Here is a 23600-nt window from a genome sequence, read left to right on the forward strand (position 1 = left end):
AGACCCTGTGCAGGAATGCACATGAAGGAGACTGCAGCGGTGGACTTTAAGAAATTCCCCAGCCCGGATGATCTGCTCATCCTGCTCACGGTGGCGCGGTTGGGCCGCTTTACCGCCGTCGCGCAGGCTTTGGAAACCTCCCATACCACCATCTCCCGCCGCATTCTCGCCCTCGACAAACGCCTGGGCGGGCGGACGCTGGAACGCAATCCGCATGGTTGGGAGCTCACCGAGCTGGGCCGGCAGGCCGTCCGTGCCGCCGAAGGAATCGAGCACAGCCTCGGCGATCTCGCGGCCAGCCTGGATACCGGTTCCGGTTCCCTCGCCGGACTGGTCCGCGTGAGCACCTCGGACGGGTTCGGCGCCGCCATCGCCGCCCCGGCGCTGGTACGGCTGCAATGCAGCCATCCGCAGCTCAAGGTGGAGCTCCTCAGCGCCACGCGGAAGGTCAGCCAGAACCGTTCCGGCGTCGATCTGGAAATAGTGGCCGGCCACATTGATGCCAGCAGGGCCGAGACGGTCTTCCTGACGGATTATTTCCTCCGGCTCTATGCCAGCCCTGAATATCTGAAGACCAAGGGGACACCTGCGAGCGCAATGGATCTCCAACGGCACACCTTTGTTTCCTACGTGGAATCCGTGCTCCAGATCGCCGAGCTGGGGCACCGATCCTCTGCCCTCTCCGAACCGGCGGCAGCATTTCAGGCCACGAGCATCTTTGCCCAGATTGAAGCCGTCAGGGGCCATGGCGGCATCGGAATACTGCCGTCCTTCATGGTTTGCGGCCAGCCGGACTTCGTTCCTGTTCTGCCGGCGGCCTTTGAACGCCGGCTGAGCTTTTGGGCGGCAGCGCGCCCGGAGTCCCCCCGCTCCGCCGCGGTGCAGGCCGTGATCGGAGCCATTTTGCAGGAGACCAGGCTCCGGCGGGACGCGCAGCGAAACCACGTCCCCACCATCGGGGAAGCCGGCCCATCAGCCGGACCATGGGCAACAGGGTCCGGACCACCATGTATCCGAAAACCATGTGGAAGAGCAGCTCCTCATTGGTCCACCGGGTCCCGCTGCTCCCGCGGCGGAGACCGGCGCGGTCAGCCGCGAGCAGGTATTCTGTCAGCTCGCCGCAGGCCCGTTCGTAGCCGGCAACGATATCCTCAAGACGATTGTCCATCACTGAATTCCCTAATAGCCTCGCGCAAGGTAGACAGAGCCGGCAGGCCGGAAAGTCCCCCGGGTGTCCCATATACCCGGCAGGTCAGTGCGGGTTCAGCATCAGACGGTAAGAGATCGGCCCCGTTCAAGCTGAACGTCGGCGAACCATGAAACAGCAGTTCCGCTGCCTCTTCATTGGTCGTGATTTCCCGAACGGTGAGACTTTCGGCAGCCAGGCCTTCCAGCTCCAAAGCACGCCTGTACAGCTCCCTGGCCTGTGGGCCGTGGGGGCAATCCTCAATGGTGCGTAATTCGATGTCCATGGTTTATTCTCCCGCTCCCGCGTGCTTAATTTCAGCCCCTCGCGACACACCGCGGCCATTCGCCGGGCAGGCGGCCTGTTCTCGGCGTCCAGGATGCGCAGCAGAAAGCCCGAATCCTCAAGGCACTCGCCGACCCTAAACGGCTGCGGCTGCCTTCCATCCTAAAGGCGGGCGACGACGGCGAGGCCTGCGTCTGCGATCTCACCAGCCCACTGGACCTGGGCCAACCGGCGGTATCCCACCACCCCAGGATCCTGCTCGACGCCGGGCTGCTGAGCCGCGAAAAGCGGGGCACATGGGCCCTTCACGCTGTCCAGCCGCCATCCATCGTGTAGGACGCACCGGTAACCATGGCGGCCTGATCGGATGCCAGCCAGGTAACCAGGGACGCCACCTCGGCAGGTTCCACCAACCGCTTGACCGCGTTCCGGGCCAGCATCACATCGCTGAGCACCTGCTCCGGAGCGATCCCGTGGGTGCGGGCCTGATCGGCGATCTGCCCCTCAACGAGTGGGGTCCGCACGTAGCCCGGATTCACGCAGTTGCTGGTGACCCCGTATGGGCCGCCCTCCAGAGCGGTGACCTTGGAGAGACCTTCCAACCCGTGCTTGGCGCTCACGTAGGCGGATTTGAAGGCCGAGGCGCGTAACCCGTGGATGGAGGAGATATTGATGATGCGGCCGTGGTTTTGCGCATACATGTGGGGCAGTGCGGCGCGGATCAGCAGGAACGGCACCTCCAGCATGAGCGTGATGATGCGGCGGAATGCAGCCGGATCAAACTCCTGGATGGGACTAATGGCCTGAATCCCGGCATTGTTGAGCAGAATATCCACATCCAGCGTCAACGACTCCAGCGCGCCGGTGTCCAGCAGATCCACTTCCCAGGCTTCCCCGCCGACTTCGGTTGCGAGGGCGGCCGCAGCCGTGCCGTCCCGGTCCGCCACAATGACGTGTGCGCCTTGGGCGGCCAGGGCCCGGGCGCAGGCTGCCCCCAGGCCGCCCGCGCCACCGGTGATCAGTGCCCGTCGTCCGTCAATCCGGCCCGGCAAGGGCCCGGAGCCGTTCGCCGTCGGCCTGGTCTCTGACACGTCATTCCCCGTCGCGTTTTTTCCCGTCGCATTGTTTCCCGTCGACTTGGTCTCCATCGACTTGTTTCCCGGCGCGTGATTCGCTGGAGCACCGTTCTCTGCTGCATTAATAGGCATTCCCTAACCAACCTTGCTTTCACTTTGTACCGATGCGCTCCCGTTCATGGCCAGCGTACCGGCCGCGTCGGCGTCGTCCACGTCCTGCAGGGAAATCCCCTTGGTCTCCTTCAGGCACAGGACGGCGACGGCGGTGACGATGCAGGCAGCCATCAGGTAAAGCGCCACCGGGACGGAGGACTTGTAGTGCTCCAGCAGGGCGGTGGCGATGATCGGGGCCATCGATCCGGCCACGATCGACGTCACCTGGTAGCCCAGCGAGACGCCGGAGTAGCGCATCCGGGTGGGGAACATCTCCGCCATAATGGACGGCTGGCCGGCGTACATCAGCGCGTGGAACAGCAGCCCGATCGTCACGGAGGCCAGGATGACGAGGTCGTTGCCCGTATCCATCATGGGAAAGGCGAAGAAACCCCAGGTTGCTCCGGTCACGGCACCGGCCATGTAGGTAGGCTTGCGGCCGATCGCGTCGGAGAGCTTGCCGACCAATGGAACCACGCAGAAGTGAATGGCGTGGGCCACCAGCAGGAGCAGCAGGATGCGGGCGGTGTCCGCGTGCACAATGAACTTCAGATACGTGATGGAGAACGTGACCACCAGGTAGTACAGGATGTTCTCGGCGAAGCGCAGCCCCATGGCGGTGAATACGCCGCGGGGGTAGCGCCGGAAGACCTCGGCGACGCCGTATCCGGCCTTCGGGTTGGCCTGGATTTCTTCGTGCGCCTTCAGGAAGATGGGGGCGTCGCTGACCTTGGTGCGGATGTAGTAACCGACGACGACGATGACGGCCGAGAGCCAGAAGCCGATGCGCCAGCCCCAGCCAAGGAAAGCTTGCTCGCTCAGCGTGGAGGAGAGGAAGAGCAGGACCCCGGTGGCGAGCAGGTTGCCCATCGGGACGGCGGACTGCGGCCAGGAGGACCAGAAACCGCGTGACTTGTTGGGGCTGTGCTCGGCGACCAGCAGGACGGCGCCACCCCATTCACCGCCGACGGCGAAGCCCTGGATAAAGCGGAGCCCCACCAGCATGCCAGGCGCCCAGTAGCCGGCCTGCGCAAAGCCGGGCAGGCAGCCCATCAGAAACGTCGACGCGCCGACCAGGATGATGCTGAGCTGAAGCAGTTTCTTGCGGCCGAACTTGTCGCCGAAGTGACCGAAGACAATGCCGCCAAGCGGGCGGGCCACGAAGCCCACCGCATAGGTCAGGAAGGCCGCCATCACACCGTCGAGGTCGGAACCGGCGTTGGGGAAGAACATCTTGCCGAAGACCAGGCTGGCAGCGGTGGCATAAAGGAAGAACTCGTACCACTCCACCACCGTCCCGGCCATGGAAGCGGCGACGACCTTCTTCAGCCCTGATTGTTTGACGGATTGTTGCGGCGGCGTTTGCATGCTCATCAGCATCTCCTTGCGTGTGCACTGACACGGCGTTTTTTGAACGTGGTAATCGCCCTGCACCGGTACCCGACTGTGATCTGCGGCACGTTGCGGAGCGGCTTAGTTGAGTATCACAGCGCCCCCGGGTTCGGACAACCGCCATTAGCGCAGACCGCATCTGCAGGAATGCACCGCCGCGCCGCGGGGCCCCACCGTGACGCCTATCCCCAGCCGCGACGCGTGGCCCGGCCGTCATCCCTGTCTCCGCCCGTCAACTCTGTCTCCGGCCATTAACCTAGCTCTGGGATGCTGGCTGTACGCTCAGCCCGGCTAGAAACAAGTCCACGCCGAAGTTAAAAGCATCATCAGCACCGTCACTAGCCCCCGAGCCGTCGTCATCTCCGCCTCCATCCCGCGTGACCAGCCCGGCGCGGACGAGATCAGCCTGGGTCTGTTCCTCCGCCACGGCCCCAAGGATGTAATGGGTCACCGCTCTGGCAGCCCACCCAGCCTGCGGCTCCCCGAGGCCTGCGGTGGCCAGCAGCCGGCGCAACGTAATGACCGGGCCCAGCGCCTGGGGGTCCAGCGCCTGGGCAAGGGACACCACCTCGGCCCCGTCCCGAACCTGCAGCAGCGCCCGGCGGATCTCCAGCGCCAGCCGCCGGATCGAGCCCGCACTGGCGCCCGGACCTGCCGCGCCGCCGTCGCCCGCTACGTCATCGGCTGCCGCACCGCCGTCTACGTTCTCCAGAATCCGCTCGGCCAGGACACCCAACAGCTCCTGCTTATTTTTCACATGCCAATACAGGGCCCCCGGCTGCACGCCGAGATCCCGGGCCAGCCGCCGCATGGACAGATCCGCCAGACCATAGTCGCGCAGGATTTTCAGTGCAGTGTCGATAATCTGCTGTCGTGATAGTGACATCCGCATCCTGATCGTTTGTGTACACGTCCCATGGAAGTCCCGGGCCGCAGTCCCTCCATAATGCCGCACGATTGAAGCGCTGCGCGCCCGGGCACTCCCCCATCGCGGTCCTGGCCATCGCTCCCGGCCCGAATAGCAGGCCGGCGTCGAGCAATGCACCGGCCTTCACCGGAACCGGCAACGCGCAGGGGCCCTCCCTTGCGCGGCCGGACCAACGTCAGGGAAAGTCCGGCACCCCTGGGAAAGTCCGGCACCCCCAAAGTCCAGCACCCCCAAAGTCCGGCACCCCTACCGCCGCGGCGTCCGCTAAGGCAAGATCGAAGCATGGAACCGTCCGCCGCATCCCCTGTCCAGCCCATGCTCGCCAAGGCTGTGGACGCCGTGCCGGATCCGGACAGCGTCCTGGGCGGACTCAGCTACGAGCCGAAATGGGATGGCTTCCGTGGCATCGTCTACTTTGACGGATCGAAGGTGGAGATCGGCAGCCGCGGGTCGAAGATGCTGACCCGCTATTTTCCCGAACTGGAGAGTGCCTTCGCCCGGCTTTTGCCCGGCCCATGCGTGCTCGACGGCGAGATCGTGGTCCGCAGCGGAGAACCGGGCCGCGAACGCCTGGATTGGGAAGCCTTGTCGCAGCGCATCCACCCGGCCACCAGCCGAGTCCGCAAGCTCGCCGAAGAGACCCCGGCAATGTTCGTCGCCTTTGACCTCCTGGCGCAGGGCAAGGACAGCCTCCTTGACACCCCCTTCGGAGAACGGCGCGCGGCGCTTGAAGCACTGGCCGGAGACCTCGGCGCCCCGATCCACCTGACCCGGACCAGCACAGACGTTGCGCTTGCCCGCCACTGGCTCGTCGAGTTCGAGGGCGCGGGGCTCGACGGCGTCGTCGCCAAGCCGCTTGCCGCCGCCTACGCGCCCGGCAAGCGCCTGATGCTCAAAACCAAGCACCACAGAACGGCGGACGTGGTGCTCCTCGGTTACCGCGTCCACAAAAGCGGCAGCGGGGTCGGCTCACTCCTGCTGGGCCTCTACGACGGCGACGGCGAACTGCGGAATATCGGGGGCGCGTCCGCGTTCAGCGATGCCCGCCGGCTGGAACTGATCGATGAGCTCGCCCCGCTCGTCCTCAAGGACGACGACGGCGCCGTCGTCACCGGCGAGACGGAACGCAGCCGCTTCTCCGCGGGCAAGGACATCTCTTACGTGCGCCTGCGGCCCGACCGGGTGGTTGAGGTGCGCTACGACCAGATGGAGGGCGCACGATTCCGGCACACCGTGCAGTTTTTCCGCTGGCGCCCCGACCGGGAGGCACGGTCATGCACCTTCGAGCAGCTGGAGCGGCCCATTGCCTATGACCTGAACCGGGTGCTCGCCTGACGGCCAGATGCTCGCCTGACGACCCGATGAGGTTTCCTGCTGCGGCGCTACGTAGCCGCCGGGTCCGGCTTGCGGGCGCGGCTGGGCTGCACCCGCGGCGGCTCCCCTGGCATTTTCGGGTAATCAGGCGGGAAAGGCAGCTCGCCCAATCCGGCCTCCACGTCCCGCTTCCACCAGCCGAGCAGCTCCCCGATTGTCCCGGGCGTCGCATGCATGTCGGCCCACGGGTCGCCGACCGTTTTAAGCCGCTCCGGCACGGTGGCAAGCGTGTAGTTCCGCGGATCCGCGTTCTCCAGCTCGTCCCACGCCAGCGGACAGGAGACTGGCGCGTGCGCCAGGGCACGCGGGCTGTAGGCGCCTGCAATCGTCCGGTCGCGGTTCGCCTGATTGAAATCAACGAAAACCCGACGGCCGCGCTCTTCCTTCCACCACGCCGTCGTGACCTTCTGGGGCATGCGGCGCTCAAGTTCACGGGACGCCGCGATCACGGCGTGACGCACATCCAGGAATTCGTGTACCGGTTCGATCGCGGCGAACACGTGCAGGCCGCGGTTTCCGGAGGTCTTGATAAAGGCGGTGAGGCCAGCCTCCGCCAGCACGGACCTCAGCTCCAGTGCAACCGGGACCGCATCGGCAAAGTCCGTGCCCGGCTGCGGGTCCAGGTCAATGCGCAGCTGATCCGGATTGTCCGAATTGCCGGCGCGGGAAGCCCACGGATGGAACACCACGGTGTTCATCTGTACCGCCCATACGGCAGCCGCCGGCTCATCGATGACCAGCTGCGGATGGGACCGAGCGCTCGGATAGACGACCATCACCGACCGGACGAACTCCGGTGCGCCCTTAGGCGGGTTCTTCGAAAAGAACTGCTCGCCGTCGATCCCGTCCGGAAACCGCTGCAGGGAGACCGGCCGGTCTCCATTGGCGGCGACGAAGGCCTCCCCCACCGCCACGATGTACCGGGCAAGGTCCAGCTTCGAGATCCCTGGCTCCGGCCAGAGGATCCTCCCAGGGCTGGAGATCCGCACCTCGCGTTCCCCATGCGGTCCGCCGACGGGAAGTATTACTGCTTCGCTTGCCATAGGAACAACCTACTCAAGGAAGGCCGCCGCGTCATGTGTTTCCGTTCGGCACCGAGAACTCAGGACCGTTCGTGACAACGGGGCCGAGCCGTGACGACGGGGCGGAGCCGTGACGACGGGGCGGAGCAGCACCGTCATCACGGTCCCGCCCCGTTGTCAGCGCGACGCGGCAGGAAACCAGCTGATTCCTCAGGGTCGTCACGCGGTTTAGGCGCACTGCAGCCCGTCGGACGTACAGCCCATGCAGCTCATCCCGCCAGGCAGCTCATCCCGCCAGGCAGCTCATCCCGCCAGGCAGCGCCGGCTGCCCTGGCGTCGGCGCCGGACCGACCAGGTGAACGGTCAGCCCCACCACCGAGCCGAAAGCATTGCGACCGAAGAAGCGGTACATGGATTCCGTGGTCCGCAGTCCGATGAAGTTCGGGTCCAGGTAGTGAACCTCCGTATCAAAGGGCGCCAACCCGCAGACGGATACGCTATCTGCGTGACGCGGCGGATCCCACGCCGTGACCTCACCCCGCTCGATCCGGCGCCCCCGGGTTTCGGCTCGATGTCCATCGGCCACAGCCAGCCGGCGTTGCCGGTCGTGACCTCATCGAACACCTGCTGCGGCGCCCCGCCAATGTCGGTTTCGGAGACGATCTCAAAGTCCTTACCCACGGTTCTGCTCCTCGATCAGGCCGGCGTTTCTGCCGGCTGCCTGTGGTGATGAAGCCGGATAGCGGGCAGCGGTAACGCTTGGATGAAGGGCGCGCTGGCGAACCGGGCCTCGCCGTCCATGACAAGGTGGCAAGCGGCTTTGGGCCGCCGCCGCTCCGGTCATCAGGGTCCCGACATCGACCACCGGCCGGGCCTCGACCGCCAGCACCCAGCGGGCGGAAAGCCGGTCTGGGGACAGCCCGGGCTCCGCCTGGACCGCCGCCAGCGCCGCGGGTGAAATGACGAACGACGACGCCATCCCCCGCACGATGCGCTCGCTCACGTTGCCCTTGCGGCGCTCTTGGATCAGTTCCACCAGCCCGTGCCGCTCCAGCGCCTTGAGGTGGTAGTTCACCTTCAGTGAGCCCAGACGGTTGGGCCGCAGGAATTCGCGCTCGTGGTGATCATCCGTCGCGCCGAGCTCGGAGGCAGCCCAGCGGGGTGCCACCTTATGGTCAGTCCAGGAACATCATTCCTGGAACGGCCGAACCTCGGTTGGAAGGCCGGTCACGCGGGTGGCCCTGCGGCCCCATTCGAGGGCGGCGTCAAGATCTGATGCGGTGATGATCCAGAAACCGCCCAGGTGCTCCTTACCCTCGGCGAAGGGGCCGTCGGTGGTGAGCACCTCCCCATCCTGGAGCCGCAGCACGGTGGAGGTGTTCGCCGGGTAGAGGCCCCCGGTGAATACCCAGGCTCCGGCATCCTTGATCTCCTGGTTGAGGACGTCGATGTCCTGCATCACTTTCTCCAGAAAATCCGGCGGCGGGATCTCCCCATCGGGCTGATACATACTGAGCAGATACTGGGTCATTCCGTGTTCCTCCTTATGGTTGACGCCAACCTTTTGCCGGCGTCCCAACGGTCATAAGAACGGCCTACGCCCGCGAGGACAACCGCGCCACAAAAGAGGCGGAATTTTCGGTCGTCACGGATGCTGCAGAACTCAACCTATTCACAGCCTACGAACGAAGCAATTGACTGACTAGTAAGCAACGTAAGCCGAGGGCAATGGCACTAGGATGACCACGCAAAGCAGGGTCTCGCGGGCCAGCTCGAAATCGGGCCGGATGCCTTCGATGAGCTCACAGTCGTGGAGCTTGCCGGGTTCGTCCGCTCGTTCTAGAGACGTTCGAAATTGCCTCCCCTCCTGGGGAGGAAACGGAACCTCGACACCCAGCTGCGTCCCGGCAGCAATGGCGAGCGCAGCTGGCGACGGCACTTCATGTCTTCCTGGAAAAGTGGACAGTCGGTCGATTTTGCCTGCGGTAACGAGAGATATATATCGTGTGTATTCCAATGCGCGGAAGAATGCGATGGAAGGCAATCCAAAGTAAGGGTCGCGGCGCTTCTCCTTCTTCGGGACACCGCCGGTTCCCGTCGTTATGCTGCTTAGACCGGTACCGCCGCAGTGAGCGAGATCCTTTTACGCGACATCCCCACGACGGGCGGTTGCCTCGAATATGGGGACTACGTCGACAAGGTGGGGGGCTCGTTTGAGAAGCTGCAGGCGGCTCCGGTTAGCCTCATTTCTGGGGCACATTGCCTAGCGATCGAGTAGCAGGGAGCGACTTTGAGTTCATAGCCGGAAGTGGCACGGCTTGTGCTGCGGGCGAAGCAGTTGATTGGCTCATTGATTTCTGCGCCGCTGAACATCGAGATCATGCCTCGAAAGTAGCAAAACGGGACCGGTCAGGGCGGCAAGTGCGCGGCGCCGTCGGGCCTGGACCTTTGCCGGCGGCCCGCTACGCACGCCGGTCTTGCGCCGGTGATAACGTGTCGGATATGTGCGTCGAAGTTGCCTGTTTTGGCCGCCCCACCCATTGATGAAGGAAGGCTTGTCTGCTCTCATGGGGAATTTCTCCTCTGCGTGGAAGGGATTGCTCCTCGGCTTCCGAACCTTTCTGCGTTGGCTTGCCCCGAAACATCCGGCCCAGGTGATTGTGGCAGGCTTTGTGGGCGCGATCGCTGCCGGAACGTTTTTACTGATGCTGCCGGTGGCGAAGCAGGGCCCGGGCGGGGCCTCCCTGCTGGAATCATTGTTCACCGCTACCTCCTCCGTTTGTGTTACAGGGCTGATCGTTGTGGACACGCCGGTATTCTGGACTCCGTTCGGCCAGACAATCATTATGGTTTTGATTCAAATCGGCGGTTTTGGTGTCATGTCGTTCGGCACCGTGCTCGGGGTTCTGGTGGCCCGAAGGCTGGGCCTGCGGTCCAGGCTATCGGCCGCTGCGGAGACCAAAAGCACGGGCATCGGAGATGTGCGCCTTGTCCTGTTGGGGGTCCTGAAAATCAGCCTCGGCACGGAGGCCGTCCTGACACTGGTACTGACGATACGTTTCATGACCGGATACGGTTACGCGCCCGGCAAAGCACTGTGGCTGGGCGTATTCCATTCAGTTTCCTCATTCAACAACGCCGGATTCGCCCTGTTTTCAGATAACCTGACGGGCTTCGTGGCCGACCCATGGATATGCCTTCCCATTGCCGTCGCGGTCATCATCGGTGGACTCGGATTCCCGGTGCTCTTTGAATTGCGCCGCCAGTACCGCCGTCCGGTGCTGTGGAGCATGAACACCAAACTCGTCCTGAGCGGGTCGGTGGTGCTCCTGATCGCAGGAACGGCATTCATTGTGGCCGTGGAATGGATGAACCCTGCCACTTTGGGACACCTGCAGCCGGGCGAACGGATTCTCGCCGGATTCTTCCAGTCAGCAATCACCCGGACAGCGGGCTTCAACAGCATCGATATAGGCCAGATGCACCCCGTGTCCTGGATGGGCATGGATATCCTGATGTTCATCGGGGGCGGCCCCGCCGGCACCGCTGGAGGGCTGAAAATAACGACCTTTTCCGTACTGTTTTTCATCCTTTCCACCGAGGTGCGTAGCGGAACCGCCGTCAACATCTTCGGCAAGCGCCTTTCCCGCGCTGTTCACCGGCAGGCCATCACTGTTGTCCTGCTCGCGATCGCCCTGGTCGTCGTGTCGACCATGATCCTGATGCTCATCTCCGGCTTCGGGCAGGAGAAGATTCTCTTTGAAGTCGTCTCCGCGTTCGCCACCGTGGGGCTGTCCACCGGCATCACCGCCGGTCTCCCGCCGGCTGGGCAGGTGATCCTGATCATCCTGATGCTCGTTGGACGCCTCGGGCCCGTCACCCTCGGATCAGCTCTGGCCCTGCGGCGTCGTCCCATACTCTATGAATTCCCCAAGGAAAGGCCACTCATTGGCTAAGAACATTTTCTCCACCCGGACCGGCGACCGGATCGCGCAGGCCAACTCCGTCGCGGTCCTCGGATTGGGCCGCTTCGGGGGTGCCCTCGCGCTGGAATTGGAAGCCCAGGGCACGGAAGTCTTGGGGATCGACGCCGACGAGGACACCGTTCAGTCATTCAATGGACGCCTGACGCATGTGGTGCGCGCGGATTCCACGAAAGAGGAAGTGCTGCGCCAGCTCTCCGTCCACGAATTTGACCGCGCCGTCGTGGGCATCGGTTCAGACATCGAAGCCAGCATCCTCACCACGTCACGGCTTCTGACCTTTAAGAGACCGCAGATCTGGGCCAAAGCCATCAGCGAACCGCACGCGGAAATCCTGGGCCAGCTCGGGGTTGAACACGTCATCCGGCCCGAACACGACATGGGCCGCCGGGTCGCCCATCTGGTCCTGGGATCGATCCTGGACTACGTGGAGTTCGAAGACAACTTCGTCATGATCCGAACCCGCCCCCCGGCGGTCGCGACTGACCGACCCCTCGGAGTGCTCCAACTCCGAGACAAATACGGCATCACCATCGTCGCAGTAAAGCGCTCCGGAAATGCTTGGGAACACACGACGGCCCAGACCATCCTCGACGGTGACGACCAAATCATCGTGCAGGGAACCAAACCGCAAGCCGAAACCTTCAGCAAGCTCCCCTGAGCGACCGGCGGAATATTCGCGGAAGAGTTCGTTTCAGACGTACTTCAGGAATTGAAGATCGATTACGTCCGGCGCGGACCTCGCCGGAGAACGGCGGGTCGCATCCGCGCAGGAATTTCAGAGTGCCCGAGACGACGACTCCTGAGCGCCCCCGGGGGCAGCTACTGCCACGCTCCTGCCACCGGTCAGCGCTCGCTAAGCGCCGCGGTGTCGCCGGAATCAGGCTCGCAGTTGCGTTCGGTGTTCGGGATGAGCCGCTCGTGGAGCAATTGGGCCAAGTGCTTGGACGGACTTTTTCCTATTTGTTCGATCTGGAGGCGGCAGGAAAAGCCATCGGCAACTACCTCATCTTCCGGACCGGCCTGTTGCAAGGCCGGCATGAAGGACTGTTCTGCACATGCCACCGAGACGTCGTAGTGTCCTTTTTCAAAACCAAAGTTACCGGCGAGGCCGCAGCAGCCGTCTGTGACCGAGGTGACGTCAAGCCCCGCCGAGATCAGCAGTTCCGTGTCGGCTTCAGTGCCGAAGGTACTGCGCTGGTGGCAATGGAATTGCGCCAGCGCTTTGGTGGGCATGCTGTGATCGAAATCCAGACCGCGGCCGGAGAGCGCCTCGGCCAGGGACTTTACGCGGGCCGAAACACGCTTCGCGGCGTCCGTGTTGAGCAGTTCGACGACGTCGGTGCGCAGCGCTGCCCCGCAGCTGGGCTCGAGAACGATGATAGGGGTTTCGCTCCCGTCATCCAAAGCCGCCACGGTGCGCCGCATGATGGTCTTGGCGGCGTCGAGCTGCCCGGTGGAGACCCACGTCAGCCCGCAGCACAACCCCCGGGGCGGCGGAAGGGTTTGGTAACCAGCGGCACGCAGCAATGCGACAGCCTGCCCCGTGATCCCAGGCGAAAATGAATCAGTAAAGGAGTCAAGCCACACGATGACCGGCTGCGCCCCGGCCATATCAGGGGTGGCCATCTCAGGGGTGGCCGTATCGGGGGCGGGCGTGCGGCGCAGGGCGCTGCGCCCGGTGCGGCGGTACAGTTTCGGGATGGCGCGTTGCTGGTCGATTCCGCCCAGCGTCCTCGCCAACTTGGCCACGCCGGGGATGCCCATCGCAAGGTTGACCAGCGGCGCAATGGGCGAGGCGAGACGGAGCCAAAGCGGCAGCCACCCCATGGAGTAGTGCGAGGCCTGCCGGATCCGGCCCTTGTAATGCTGGTATAGGAATTCGGCTTTGTAGGTGGCCATGTCCACCGAAACCGGGCACTCGGAATGGCAGGCCTTGCAGGACAGGCACAGATCAAGGGCATCCTTGACCTCGGTGGAACGCCAGCCTTCCTCCTGCAGGGAGCCGTTCATCATCTCGGAGAGCAGTCGGGACCGGCCCCTGGTGCTGTGGCGTTCGTCCTGGGTAGCGCGGAAGGACGGACACATGCCGCCTCCTGAGGTTGTGCGGCAGGATCCGACGCCGACGCAGCGGCGCACCGCCTTGGTAAAGTCACCGGAGTCATCCGAATAGGCGAAGGCCAGACCTTTCGTGGCGCTTTGCTGTCCCAAATTGCGCAGATCCGCGTCCAAGGGTGCGGGATCGACGATGATGCCCGGATTGAGCAGTTTTCCGGGGTCGAAAGCATGTTTGAAGGCGCCGAAAGCCGCCAGCATCCGGGGCGAGTACTGCCGGTCGAGCAGTTCCGAGCGGGCGCGTCCGTCGCCGTGTTCACCGGAGAGCGACCCGCCATGGGAGGTTACCACCTCTGCTGCGGCTTCCTGGAAGTGCCGGAAGTGGCGGACCCCTTCGGCCGTGAAGAGGTTGTGATCGATGCGGATGTGCAGGCAGCCTTCACCGAAGTGTCCGTAGAGCATGCCGTGGACGTTGAACCTCGCCATTAGGGACCGGAAATCCCTGATGTAGGCACCCAGGTTTTCTGGAGGGACGGCGGCGTCCTCCCACCCCGGCCACGCTTCCTGACCGTCTGCGGTACGGGAAGCCAGCCCGGCGCCGCGTTCGCGAATGGACCAGTAGCCGCGCTGCGCGGCGCCGACGATGATCTGCACGTCGATGGCACCCGTCTCGCGTGCCACCTTGCGCATCTCCTCCGCCTTGGCGCGGGCGTCGTCGTCATTGAACCCGCCAACCTCCACCAGCAGCCACGCGCTGCCCTCCGGCAGGGTAGGGCGATGCCCGGGCCCCGGCCGGGAGTCGGAGGCGCGGACCAATTCGGCTTCCATGCCCTCCACCGTCAGCGGGCCTGCCTGGGCCACGACGGGAGCCGCGACGGCGGCAGCATATTCGTCCCGGTAGCCGGCGACGACGAGTTGGCGCACGGGCGGGGACCTGACCAGTTTCACGGTCGCGGCCGTGATAAGAGAGCAGCTGCCTTCACTGCCGACGAGGGCCTTGGCAACGTCAAGGTTGTTTTCGGGTAAGAGGTACTGCAGGCCGTATCCGGAGATCTGCCGACGGAAAGTTCCCAGTTCGGTGCGGATTTCCCCCAGATAGGCGTCTCGGACGGTGATGAGTTCTTTCACCAGCCCGGCAGCGGAATCCGGGATGGGCTGGCCGGTGCGGCCGTGGGCGGCGACGGAGGCTGAGGTGCCGTCGGCCAAGACAAGGTCCAGAGCATGGACGTTGTCCGCGGTCGTTCCCCATGCCACGGAGTGGGATCCGCAGGCATTGGTGCCGATCATCCCGCCCAAGGTGCACCGGTCGTGCGTGGACGGATCAACGCCAAAGGTGAGCCCGTCATGCTCTGCTCGTGCCCGGAGTGCGTCCAGGATGACCCCGGGTTCGACGACGGCGGTACGGGCTTCGGGGTCCACGGACAAGATGTTGTTCATGTGCCGGGTGAAGTCAACGACTACTCCGGGGCCGATGGCGTTGCCAGCAATATTAGTTCCAGTGCCGCGCGCGGTGACAGGGATGTCCTCCTCCCGGCAAACCTGAACTATGAAGGCGACGTCCCCGGCATGGCGTGGAAAGGCAACACCTTGGGGCAGCACCCGGTGATTGGAGGCGTCGCTGGCAAACGCGGCTCTGGTGCCGGCGTCAGTACGGAAATCCCCATCGATGCTGGCACGGATTTCTCCGGCCCATGTCGGCGTGATGTCAGAATTCATTTCAGTACAAGCTTTCTGGGGGTCTCATCGGCCGCGGACTGCAACCGACCGTGGTCAAGGCCCTGACCGCCGAGGGCCTTGACCAATTGTTCCAATGCCTGGGGCGGCTGAGGGCTGTCCGGTTGGCCGGCGTCCGAGGCAAGGACCAGCCGGTCCCCGGCGGCTCGTGCTACCGCCGCGAGACCGGTCTCGGTCATTCCTGGCTGATGCCACAGCTGGTAGGCGGTAATTTCCACGTAGGCTCCCACATCGGCGAGTTCACCGATCTCGGCCGGGCTCATCCCAGGAACCGTATAGGAGGGATGGGTGAGCAGGAACCGGGAGATGCCACGGCTCCTGGCCTGGTCGAAAAGCCACCGGCATTCGCGTCTGCTCAAATGCCCGGTGCAGAGCACTGCGTCGTGGTCGGCAATTAAATCCAGAACGAGGGCGATGTCGGCCATCTGGTTGTCTCGAGGAACGAGTACCGGGGGAACGGCCAGCGTGTGCCGGTCAAGGCGGGGATCCAGGTCGTTCAGCCGCGGCAGGTGCGCGGACTCCTGGGTGTGTGCATCGGCGGTGGGGAACCAGATCATCCTGCCACCACTGGAAAGAGCCGCGAGAACCGCCGCGGGATTGATGCCTCCCGCGGCGCTGTTCAGCGCCACGCCCCCCACCACGTCCAGCCCGGACGAGCGGGCCAGCGCGGCGGCGCGCCCTACTGTGGACTCGTGGTGGGCTTTAAGGACAAACCCGCTGAATCCCGCGTCAGCGTAACGGGAGCAGATTTCATCGTCGTAGCCGATGCGGTCCACCACATCGGGAGCGGCGTGCACGTGCACGTCAAACATGGCGTCCACCTCCCCGAGGTTCAGGAGCGAGACCGGCACGAGTCAGAGTGTCGATCACGAAGCTGTTGCGGGCTTCTGCCAGTATTGGCGTGTCGGCGCGAAGCTTCCGCAGGGCCGCGAGGTCCAGTGTGGCCTCCAGAATGGTTTCTGAGTCCCCGGCGTTGGCGAGGGTGTTCCCGTCTGGGCCAAGAATCCGGGAACCGCCCCAGAATCTGGCGCCGCCGTCCGTTCCGCATCGGTTGATGAACACGACGTAACACTGGAGCAGCAGGGCCGTGTGCTCCAGAATCACCTGCCAGGTGCGTTGTATCTGGTCGGGGTTGGTGCCGTCGATGCTGGCCACGGGCACGATGAGTACCTCGGCCCCGGCCCTGGCGGCGAGCCAGGGTACGACAGGGTGCCACATGTCGTTGCAGATCACCGTGGCGCACCGGGCGCCACGGATCACGGCGGTCTCCAGGACGATGCCGGCCTCAAAGCTGAGGTGCTCGTTCCAAGGGGAATAGGAGACCGGGTGGATTTTGTGCTGGAAGTCCCTGGTCCTTGCGCTGGAATCGGCGAGCATGTAGGTGTTGCGGGGTAGCCCTCTGCCTGCATTTTCGGCGAATCCGATGCCGATGGCGGCGGGCACGGAGACCAGCGAGTCCAGCCTCGGGTCGTCCGCGGTCAACGCTTGAAGGTCGGCGCCGGGGCCGAACCCGTACCCGTTCAGAGCCAGCTCCGGGGTCAGTACCAGGTCGACGTTTCCGAGCCGGTCACGCAGATCGATGATCCTGGCGATGTTCGAGTCGACTTCGCCGAAGACGGGGGCGGTCTGGAGCAGCCCCACGGTGAGGACGGGGGGCCGCTCCCCGCCGGTTACTTCAGTTTGTTGGCCGTCAACCACCCGCTGGCCACCTCCTCAGGAGTTTTGCCGTCAACGTCGATCTGCGCGTTGAGCTTCTGCAGTTCGTTGGTAGTCAGCAGCTTGCTGACCGGCTCCATCGTGGTTTGGATCTGCGGGTTCTTATCCAGCACGGCGCTGCCCACGTTCAGGGACAGATTGTAGGGCGGGAAGAAATGCTTGTCGTCCTCAAGCACGGTCAGCCCCAGGGAAGCGATGCGCCCGTCGGTGGCAAAAACTTCACCGAAGTTGCAGGGGTTGTTCTTCGCTATCGCGTTGTAGATCGGTCCTTCGGCCAGGGTGGCAACCTTGTCCTGGGACAGGCTCATGCCGTAGGCCTTCTCCAGCCCGGGCCAGCCGTCGTCGCGGCCAAAGAATTCCGAGGCGCCGCAGAAGGTGGCGTTCCCGGGGTCGGTTTGAGCCAGTTTTGCATAGTCCGAGAGCGTGGAGACACCCAGTTTCTTTGCGGTCTCGGTCTTGACCGCCACGGCGTAGGTGTTGTTGGCGGCGGCCGGCGGCAGCCAGACGACGTTGTTCTTGGCCTTGTCCATTACGCTGAGCTTCTGGTACATCACTGTCGGGTCAGTGATCGTTTCCTTCTGCTGCAGGTCAGTGATCCAACCGGTGCCGGTGTATTCCCAGTACATGTCGATGGCTCCGCTGGTGAGGGCACCCCGAACAGCGTTGGATCCGCTCATTCCACAGGTGCGCTTCACCGTCGCTCCCTGGGATTCGAGCCGTTCAGCAGTGATTTCACATAGCAGGAGCTGCTCGGTGAATTCCTTCGAGCCCACGTTCAAGGTGGCACCCTTAAGCGGGCCGTCTTGGGCCGGGCCCGCGGCCTGCCCCGGGCCGCTGCTGTTCAGGGCGCAGCCGCTGGTCAACACCACGCTGAGTAACCCGACGGCAGCAAGCAAACTTTTACGCATCTGTGTCTCCTTTTGGATTGGTTGTTTTTCAGATTCCGCGCGGACGAAGCAGGCGCTCGGCGATGCCGGCCAGCCAGTCCACGGTCAGGGCCAGAGCGATGGTCAGCGCGCTGCCAAGAATGAGTACGGGCATCCGGTTCAGGGAAATCCCCGAGGAAATGATGGTTCCCAAGCCACCCGCGTTGGTGAAAGCGGCCAGGGTAGCCACCCCCACGTTCAGGATCAGCGCGACCCGGATCCCGGCTAGCATCACGGGGACTGCGAGGGGGAGCTCGATGGTGTAGAGGACCTCCCGGGCACTCATGCCCATCCCCCGCCCGGCGTCGATGAGCGCCGGGTTGACCTGCCGGATGCCGACCATCGTGTTGCGCAGGACCGGCAACAGGGCATAGACGACTAAGGCGATCACCGCCATCCAAAAACCGACCCCGAACAGCATGGCCAGCAGGACCAGCACACCGATCGAGGGGACGGCTTGGCCTGCATTCGCTGCAGCCAAAACAGCCCCGCCGGCTCTGCGGGCACGGGGCCGGGTCAGGGCCACGCCGGCCGGGACACCGATGACGATGGTCAGCACGGTTGAGACGGCCACCAGCTGCACGTGCTGCCACAGCGAGGCAAGGACCACCCCGGGGGCCATGCTGCGGGTTTCACTGGAATCCAGGGGAATGGAGCTGACATACAGGGAAACTCCGACCACGAGGGCAATCACGATCGCCGGCATCACCCAGAGCGTTGAGCGCCGGCTTCCCGGCAGCGTCACCCGTTCCATCACGGTCGAGCTCATGAGAGCGCCCTCGTTGGTTCGGCAGCGGCGGTCAGCAGCCCCTGCAGGTCAATGAACCGGGTAGCACCTGTTTCGAGCTTCACGCAGACTCCTTCCGCCCTCGCGGCCAGGACCTGTTCCAAGGCCCGGTGCACAGTTTCCCCGGCACCCACCTGCACGGTCCTGAGCAGGCCGCCGGCATCCGGGGTGGACAAATCGATGACGTCCGACACCTTCAGCAGGGAGAGCCTGCGAACGGCCGCGCCGGCGCCGACAAAATCCCGGACGAAATCGTCGGCCGGATTGCTCAGTATCTCCAAAGGCGTGTCGAACTGGGCCAGCCTGGACCCTGCGCCGAAGATCGCGATCCGGTCGCCCAGGCGCAGAGCCTCGTCAATATCGTGGGTGACAAAAACGATCGTCTTCCGGATCCTTTCCTGAAGGCGCAGAAATTCCAGCTGCAGTTTTTCCCGGGCGATCGGGTCCACCGCGCCGAAGGGTTCGTCCATCAGCATCACCGGCGGATCCGCCGCCAGGGCCCGGGCCACGCCGACCCGCTGCTGCTGGCCACCCGAGAGCTGACGCGGGTAACGGCGGGCATACGTAGCCGGTTCCAGACCGACCAGCTCCAGCAGTTCCTCAGCCCGTTGGACCCTCTTGGCCTTCGGGGTGCCCAATAATTTTGGCACCAAAGCAACGTTCTCGGCGATCGTCAGGTGCGGCAGGAGCCCGATCTGCTGAATCACGTAACCGATACCGCGGCGCAGGCGATCCACGTCGACGTGGGTGACGTCCTTGCCGTCGATCCAAATCCGTCCCTCGCTGGGTTCGACCAGGCGGTTGATCATCCGCAGTGTCGTGGTCTTCCCGCACCCCGAGGGGCCGACCAGAACCACGAACTCACCGCGCTTGATTTCCATCGACAGGCCAGTCACCGCGGCCTTGGGCTGATCGGCGTAGCGTTTCGACACGCCGTCCAGGAAAATCATGGTGTCCGGGCTGCATTCTGGTTTTTCAGACATTTAATCCTCGCAGAGTGGTGATTTTCGCGATCGCGATAAAAAGGAGATCAAGGACCAGTGCCACCAGCACAACCCCGATCACTCCCGACAAAGCCTCATTCAGGGCGTTCGCTCCCCCGATGCGGGCCAGGCCGCGGAAGATCAGCTCTCCCAGTCCGGGCCCGCGGACGACGGCGCCGATCGCGGCGGTCGCAACAAGCATGATCGTGGCCGTCCGGATACCGTTCAGTATCACCGGCCATGCCAGCGGGATCACGACCGTGCGCATCCGCCTTCCCCGGCCCATGCCCAGGCCCCGGGCGGCGTCGATGACCGCTGGGTCCACGCCCTCAATTCCGGTCACTGTATTGCGCAGGATCGGGAAGATCCCATAGATCGCCAGAGCCACCACGGTCGGAGCGACGCCCAAGCCCAGCAGCGGGATCATGAGGGCAAACAGGGCGAAGGATGGGATGGTCAGGAGCGTGCCGGTCACGGACAACAGCGCCTGCCGCAGGCCGGGCATCGACTCCGTCACCAGGGCAAGCCCTATTCCTATGACCGCCGAAATTGCGACACTGATGAGAACCAGTTCAGCGTGCTGCTCCGCCAGGAACAGCAAACGAGTAGCGTTATCGGCCAAATACGACAGCAACACGGCGATACCGGATCAGACTGTGGGAAGGGCCGCGAACGCGGGCTTGAAAAAGGGCAGGGCGAAGCGTTGCATGATTTCTCCTGTTAGTTTCTTGACTAGATGGATAAACGGAAAGTTCGAGGACAGCAGATCTAGGTTTCCGGAACATGGAGTGGCCACTACGCCAAAGAGCGAACCGCCGAAAGTGGTTGTTGAAAAGCCTGGACGGCCGAAAGCAGGTGACCCGCGAACACGTGTATATGAGGTTCAATACGGAGTGCAGGGCCCGAAATGTTCACGGCAGCTGTAATTCGTCCAGAATAATCGCGCACCGGTGCGCCGATGCCCAACAGTTCCGGGTCAAATATCCGGTTTGCCACCGTGTAGCCCCGACGGCGGGCGTCCTGCACCCGGGCAAGGAACTCCCGGGCCTCCCGGGCCGTGATGCCGTCGTCGCCCCGCCGGACGATGTCGACAATATGTTCATCTTCATGGTCCAACAGCAGCGCCATCCCACTTGAACTGCGGTTCACCGGCACTGTGCGTCCCACCCAGCCCACCGCTTCAATGGAGCGCCTCGAGCTCTCCGAGTGAACCGTCAATACCTCGCCATCGCTGAGCACCGTCAGATACGTCCGCTCCCGAACCATCTCGGTCAAGCGCAACATCACCGGCCCCGCGGTTTTCATCAAACGCTGATCACCGGCGCGCAAAGCCAGAGCAAACAGCCGCCAGCTCAACTCATATCGACCTGCAGCATCGCGGGCAACCAGGCCGCTCTCCAGCAGACTTTTAAGCTGGCGCGACACGACCGATTTTTCACGCCCCATAGACCGCGAAACGTCAGAAACGGTCATACCCTCCGGAAACTCTGCGACGTCCGCAGAACTTAGTACGTCAAGGATTGCCATAACCCTCGCCGCTCCAGTATGTTTCTGCTCCATGACCATGTCCCAAATACTAAGCATCGGATGTGACGTATGCAACAAGCCGTTGCATAAACCGCAACGGTTTCCGAGAAGTCTTCACTTCTGAAGACGGACCCCGCCCACTTGCACCGTGGGCCAGGTGAGGAAACAGTTGTCTCGGACCCTTAGGCGGATACGCTTCGGGACGGGGAAGAGCTCACCAGGAATGCCTGGTCAAAAAACTCCTTCAGCCGGTCGCACAGCATCAAAAATTCCGGGTGGTCACTGTACATAAAATCATTGTGCCGGCCGTCGACGGTGTACAGCGTTTTCGGGGACGACGCCGACGCGTACAAGGCCAAGGCCTCGTCGTAAGGGTGCAGAGAATTGCGCGACCCATGTCCGATGAACAGCGGCGTCGGCGCCAGGTTCCTGACCACTTTTCCCACCTTCAAATCGAGAATCGATTCTGTGAACTGCAGCCGGGTCGGGTGTCCAAATCCGTACACTTGAGCGAGTTCTTTTTGCACGTAATCGTCCGTTGCAGGATCAAGCGGGTAATGGGCGAAGGTGTCTGCCAGTTTCGATTCCCCTTCAAGGACCCGCCGCACGCGGTCTTCGTGCACCTCGTCGAGAATCCGGGTCCATTCATCGTAGGAATGAATCGACTTCAGCCACCGTTCACCATCGTAAAATCCATTCAGCGAAGCCACGGCAGCAACGTTTCTTCCCTTTTCAGCGGCGAGGACCACATTGGCCGCGCCCATTCCCCATCCGATGAGTCCCAGCTGTTGATCATCAACATCTTTCTGTGACTGCATGAAAGTGACCGCATTGCGGATATCCGCGACCTGCTCTTCGATAAGAACCGTGCCCTTGTCACCCTCGCTGTCTGCCATCCCACGGTAGTCGAATCCAAGGCAGATGTATCCGCGCTCCGTCATCTGGCGCGCGAACATCTTCGGGTAGAACTCATTGAATCCCTGGTAGCCGGAGTTAATAATTAGGGCCGGCTGGGGTCCGCTCGTTGAATTGTCAGGGTAATAGAGCGTGGCCTTGAGGCGGCTGCCTTCACTGAAGAATGTTGTTTCTTTCTCAATCATTTTTTTCCTTCGTTTAGTACTTAAGCAGGCGATACATCGAATGGCTGGCAGCCGCTGCGGCGGGCTCTCAGTCACACGCCTTACTATGCAAGCATGTTGCTCGAAGTGCAATGGAGCGATGCAGATACTGCAACCAACATGTGAACCCCCGCAAAGGGGAGGGGGAAGCGCTAGTGCCTGAGCTGCCGGTCGTTCCTCCGCTAAGCGTCGCTCACGGCGATTCCACCTGCCGGCAGGGATCGGTGGTCCGCCGTCATGTCCTGATGCGATAGCGAAGATATACAACCCCGTTGCGGAAACGGCGCTCCTCCAGCAGTTCGAGCTTCAGGTGGACTCCATCGGGAAGGAAGTGTTTGCCCTCTCCCACCACGACGGGCGTAACAAACATGCGGCACTCATCAACCAGGCCTGCCTTGATCGCATGGGCGGCGAGGTCAGTGCCGCCCACAGTCATGTCGTGTGCCGCCGTCGTCTTCATCTTCCGGACCGCCCCGACGTCGAAATCCCGCTCAATCCGCGTCCTGGCGCTGGAGGCCGCCTTCAGCGTCCCGGAGTACACGATCTTGTCGGCCGCCTGCCATATCTCTGCAAAGTCCCGGACAAAGGGAGACTGGTCCGTCCGGGCGTATATGGTCTCCCAGGCGGCCATCACCTCGTACATCCGCCGCCCGTAGAGATAGGTGCCGACCTGGCGCTCGAGGTCGTTGACGAACCTGTGCACCTCCTCGTCCGGCACACTCCAGTCGAAGCTGCCGTCCTTGTCCGCTACGTAGCCGTCGAGCGACGTGATACCGGAGTAGATCAGTGTGGCCATGCTGCGCCTTCAATCCGCATGTCGGTTGCGCCTTCACGGTAGTCCGGTCGGAGATTCACCGGTAGTCCGGTCGGGGTTTTTGCTGGTAGTCCGAGGATAGATTCAGCGGCCCGCGGCCCGCAACAGATCTGACTCAACTTCCCGCGGCCGCAACAGGTCTGACGCAGCTGCCCGCGCCCGCACCAACTTGCCCCGGTCATTTGTCCGGGGCCTTGCCTGAGCCGGGCTCGGCGACATCCATCTGGAGGCACGGCACCGGCGGGTCCTGCTACTTTTCGGCCCCGGCCGCCATGCCCTTGATGAAGTATTTCTGCAGGAACAGGTAGGCCACCAGCACCGGTGGCACGGCGATCAGCGACGCGGCGGAGGCCGCGCCCAGGTTGCTGCTCTGCTGCGCGAAGAAGGAGCCGATGGCCGGGGCAATGGTCTGCACGCTGGGTTTGGCCGGCAGGTAGACGGACATCGAGTAGTCATTCCAGATGGCCACGCCAGCCAGGATCACCACGGTTGCGGTGACCGGCTTGAGCACGGGGATACGATGCGGAAAAGGATCTGGAAC

The 23600-nt window shown here is 63.4% G+C and carries 22 protein-coding genes and 1 pseudogene; 5 read left to right on the forward strand and 18 right to left on the reverse strand.

Translation table 11 applies throughout. From position 1 onward, the window contains the following. The first annotated feature begins 21 nt into the window (after positions 1-21). Positions 22-1320 (forward strand): LysR family transcriptional regulator, encoded by a 1299-nt coding sequence (locus tag ACLLJI_RS15750; protein WP_434614133.1) that lies wholly within the window; start codon positions 22-24, stop codon positions 1318-1320. A 214-nt stretch (positions 1321-1534) separates the two neighbouring features. After that, positions 1535-1807, forward strand: a pseudogene (locus ACLLJI_RS15755) (ArsR/SmtB family transcription factor); the annotation flags it as partial. On the opposite strand, the gene ACLLJI_RS15760 reads toward ACLLJI_RS15755, so the two are convergent. The 3 genes from ACLLJI_RS15760 to ACLLJI_RS15770 all read right to left on the reverse strand — a co-directional run bounded on the left by ACLLJI_RS15760 (position 1777) and on the right by ACLLJI_RS15770 (position 4978). Next, positions 1777-2562, reverse strand: a complete 786-nt coding sequence (locus tag ACLLJI_RS15760) for a 3-hydroxybutyrate dehydrogenase (protein WP_434614136.1) — start codon at positions 2560-2562, stop codon at positions 1777-1779. The pseudogene ACLLJI_RS15755 and the gene ACLLJI_RS15760 sit on opposite strands and share 31 nt — an antisense overlap. 120 nt (positions 2563-2682) lie before the next feature. Further along, positions 2683-4074, reverse strand: a complete 1392-nt coding sequence (locus ACLLJI_RS15765) for an MFS transporter (RefSeq protein WP_434614139.1) — start codon at positions 4072-4074, stop codon at positions 2683-2685. 274 nt (positions 4075-4348) lie between these two features. Further along, positions 4349-4978, reverse strand: a complete 630-nt coding sequence (locus tag ACLLJI_RS15770; protein ID WP_434614142.1) for a TetR/AcrR family transcriptional regulator C-terminal domain-containing protein — start codon at positions 4976-4978, stop codon at positions 4349-4351. A 324-nt stretch (positions 4979-5302) separates the two neighbouring features. Between ACLLJI_RS15770 and ACLLJI_RS15775 the strand changes: the two genes are divergently transcribed. Next, complete coding sequence (locus tag ACLLJI_RS15775; RefSeq protein WP_434614145.1) at positions 5303-6355, forward strand: ATP-dependent DNA ligase; 1053 nt, start codon at positions 5303-5305, stop codon at positions 6353-6355. Between the two features lie 47 nt (positions 6356-6402). Here the strand turns inward: ACLLJI_RS15775 and ligD are convergent, their stop codons facing one another. From ligD to ACLLJI_RS15795, 4 genes are all read right to left on the reverse strand, one after another. Then, complete coding sequence (gene ligD / locus ACLLJI_RS15780; RefSeq protein ID WP_434614148.1) at positions 6403-7437, reverse strand: non-homologous end-joining DNA ligase; 1035 nt, start codon at positions 7435-7437, stop codon at positions 6403-6405. A gap of 265 nt (positions 7438-7702) precedes the next feature. Next, positions 7703-8002, reverse strand: a complete 300-nt coding sequence (locus ACLLJI_RS15785; RefSeq protein ID WP_434614151.1) for a hypothetical protein — start codon at positions 8000-8002, stop codon at positions 7703-7705. Positions 8003-8089: 87 nt separating this feature from the next. Further along, a complete protein-coding gene (locus ACLLJI_RS15790; protein ID WP_434614154.1) occupies positions 8090-8584 on the reverse strand; it encodes a hypothetical protein in 495 nt (164 codons plus the stop codon). A 21-nt stretch (positions 8585-8605) separates the two neighbouring features. After that, positions 8606-8947, reverse strand: a complete 342-nt coding sequence (locus tag ACLLJI_RS15795; RefSeq protein ID WP_434614157.1) for a YciI family protein — start codon at positions 8945-8947, stop codon at positions 8606-8608. A 1036-nt stretch (positions 8948-9983) separates the two neighbouring features. On the opposite strand from ACLLJI_RS15795, the gene ACLLJI_RS15800 reads away from it, so the two are divergent. Together ACLLJI_RS15800 and ACLLJI_RS15805 are read left to right on the forward strand one after the other, a co-directional pair. After that, on the forward strand, positions 9984-11372 hold the full coding sequence (locus tag ACLLJI_RS15800) for a TrkH family potassium uptake protein (protein ID WP_434621599.1): 1389 nt from the start codon (positions 9984-9986) through the stop codon (positions 11370-11372). Beyond that, positions 11365-12060 (forward strand): potassium channel family protein, encoded by a 696-nt coding sequence (locus ACLLJI_RS15805; protein ID WP_283561393.1) that lies wholly within the window; start codon positions 11365-11367, stop codon positions 12058-12060. Before ACLLJI_RS15800 ends, ACLLJI_RS15805 begins: the two co-directional genes overlap by 8 nt. A 185-nt stretch (positions 12061-12245) precedes the next feature. Here ACLLJI_RS15805 and ACLLJI_RS15810 read toward each other — a convergent pair whose 3' ends face one another. The 11 genes from ACLLJI_RS15810 to ACLLJI_RS15860 all read right to left on the reverse strand — a co-directional run bounded on the left by ACLLJI_RS15810 (position 12246) and on the right by ACLLJI_RS15860 (position 23570). Beyond that, positions 12246-15170 carry an FAD-binding and (Fe-S)-binding domain-containing protein gene (locus ACLLJI_RS15810; RefSeq protein WP_434614160.1) on the reverse strand — a complete coding sequence of 975 codons (2925 nt, stop codon included), beginning with the start codon at positions 15168-15170 and terminating at the stop codon, positions 12246-12248. Beyond that, on the reverse strand, positions 15167-16000 hold the full coding sequence (locus tag ACLLJI_RS15815; RefSeq protein WP_283561390.1) for a DUF6282 family protein: 834 nt from the start codon (positions 15998-16000) through the stop codon (positions 15167-15169). The genes ACLLJI_RS15810 and ACLLJI_RS15815 overlap by 4 nt, the downstream gene beginning before the upstream one ends. Then, positions 15993-16886, reverse strand: a complete 894-nt coding sequence (locus ACLLJI_RS15820) for a carbon-nitrogen hydrolase family protein (protein ID WP_434614164.1) — start codon at positions 16884-16886, stop codon at positions 15993-15995. The genes ACLLJI_RS15815 and ACLLJI_RS15820 overlap by 8 nt, the downstream gene beginning before the upstream one ends. Beyond that, complete coding sequence (locus ACLLJI_RS15825) at positions 16859-17812, reverse strand: glycine betaine ABC transporter substrate-binding protein (protein WP_434614167.1); 954 nt, start codon at positions 17810-17812, stop codon at positions 16859-16861. Before ACLLJI_RS15825 ends, ACLLJI_RS15820 begins: the two co-directional genes overlap by 28 nt. Before the next feature lie 28 nt (positions 17813-17840). Continuing rightward, a complete protein-coding gene (locus ACLLJI_RS15830; RefSeq protein ID WP_283561387.1) occupies positions 17841-18599 on the reverse strand; it encodes an ABC transporter permease in 759 nt (252 codons plus the stop codon). After that, the gene (locus ACLLJI_RS15835; RefSeq protein WP_434614171.1) at positions 18596-19600 is read right to left on the reverse strand and encodes an ABC transporter ATP-binding protein; all 1005 of its coding nucleotides are present in this window, start codon (positions 19598-19600) and stop codon (positions 18596-18598) included. The genes ACLLJI_RS15830 and ACLLJI_RS15835 overlap by 4 nt, the downstream gene beginning before the upstream one ends. Continuing rightward, entirely contained in the window at positions 19593-20237 is a 645-nt protein-coding gene (locus ACLLJI_RS15840) for an ABC transporter permease (RefSeq protein WP_434614174.1), read from the reverse strand. The genes ACLLJI_RS15835 and ACLLJI_RS15840 overlap by 8 nt, the downstream gene beginning before the upstream one ends. A gap of 158 nt (positions 20238-20395) precedes the next feature. Further along, complete coding sequence (locus ACLLJI_RS15845; RefSeq protein WP_434614177.1) at positions 20396-21184, reverse strand: IclR family transcriptional regulator; 789 nt, start codon at positions 21182-21184, stop codon at positions 20396-20398. 125 nt (positions 21185-21309) lie between these two features. Beyond that, complete coding sequence (locus ACLLJI_RS15850; protein WP_283561383.1) at positions 21310-22227, reverse strand: alpha/beta hydrolase; 918 nt, start codon at positions 22225-22227, stop codon at positions 21310-21312. A 253-nt stretch (positions 22228-22480) separates the two neighbouring features. Next, positions 22481-23041, reverse strand: a complete 561-nt coding sequence (locus ACLLJI_RS15855) for a dihydrofolate reductase family protein (RefSeq protein ID WP_434614181.1) — start codon at positions 23039-23041, stop codon at positions 22481-22483. A 268-nt stretch (positions 23042-23309) separates the two neighbouring features. Further along, positions 23310-23570, reverse strand: a complete 261-nt coding sequence (locus ACLLJI_RS15860) for a hypothetical protein (protein ID WP_434614184.1) — start codon at positions 23568-23570, stop codon at positions 23310-23312. Between the last annotated feature and the right edge of the window lie 30 nt (positions 23571-23600).

The organism is Arthrobacter sp. A5 (assembly GCF_051131705.1).
GTDB lineage: Bacteria > Actinomycetota > Actinomycetes > Actinomycetales > Micrococcaceae > Arthrobacter_M.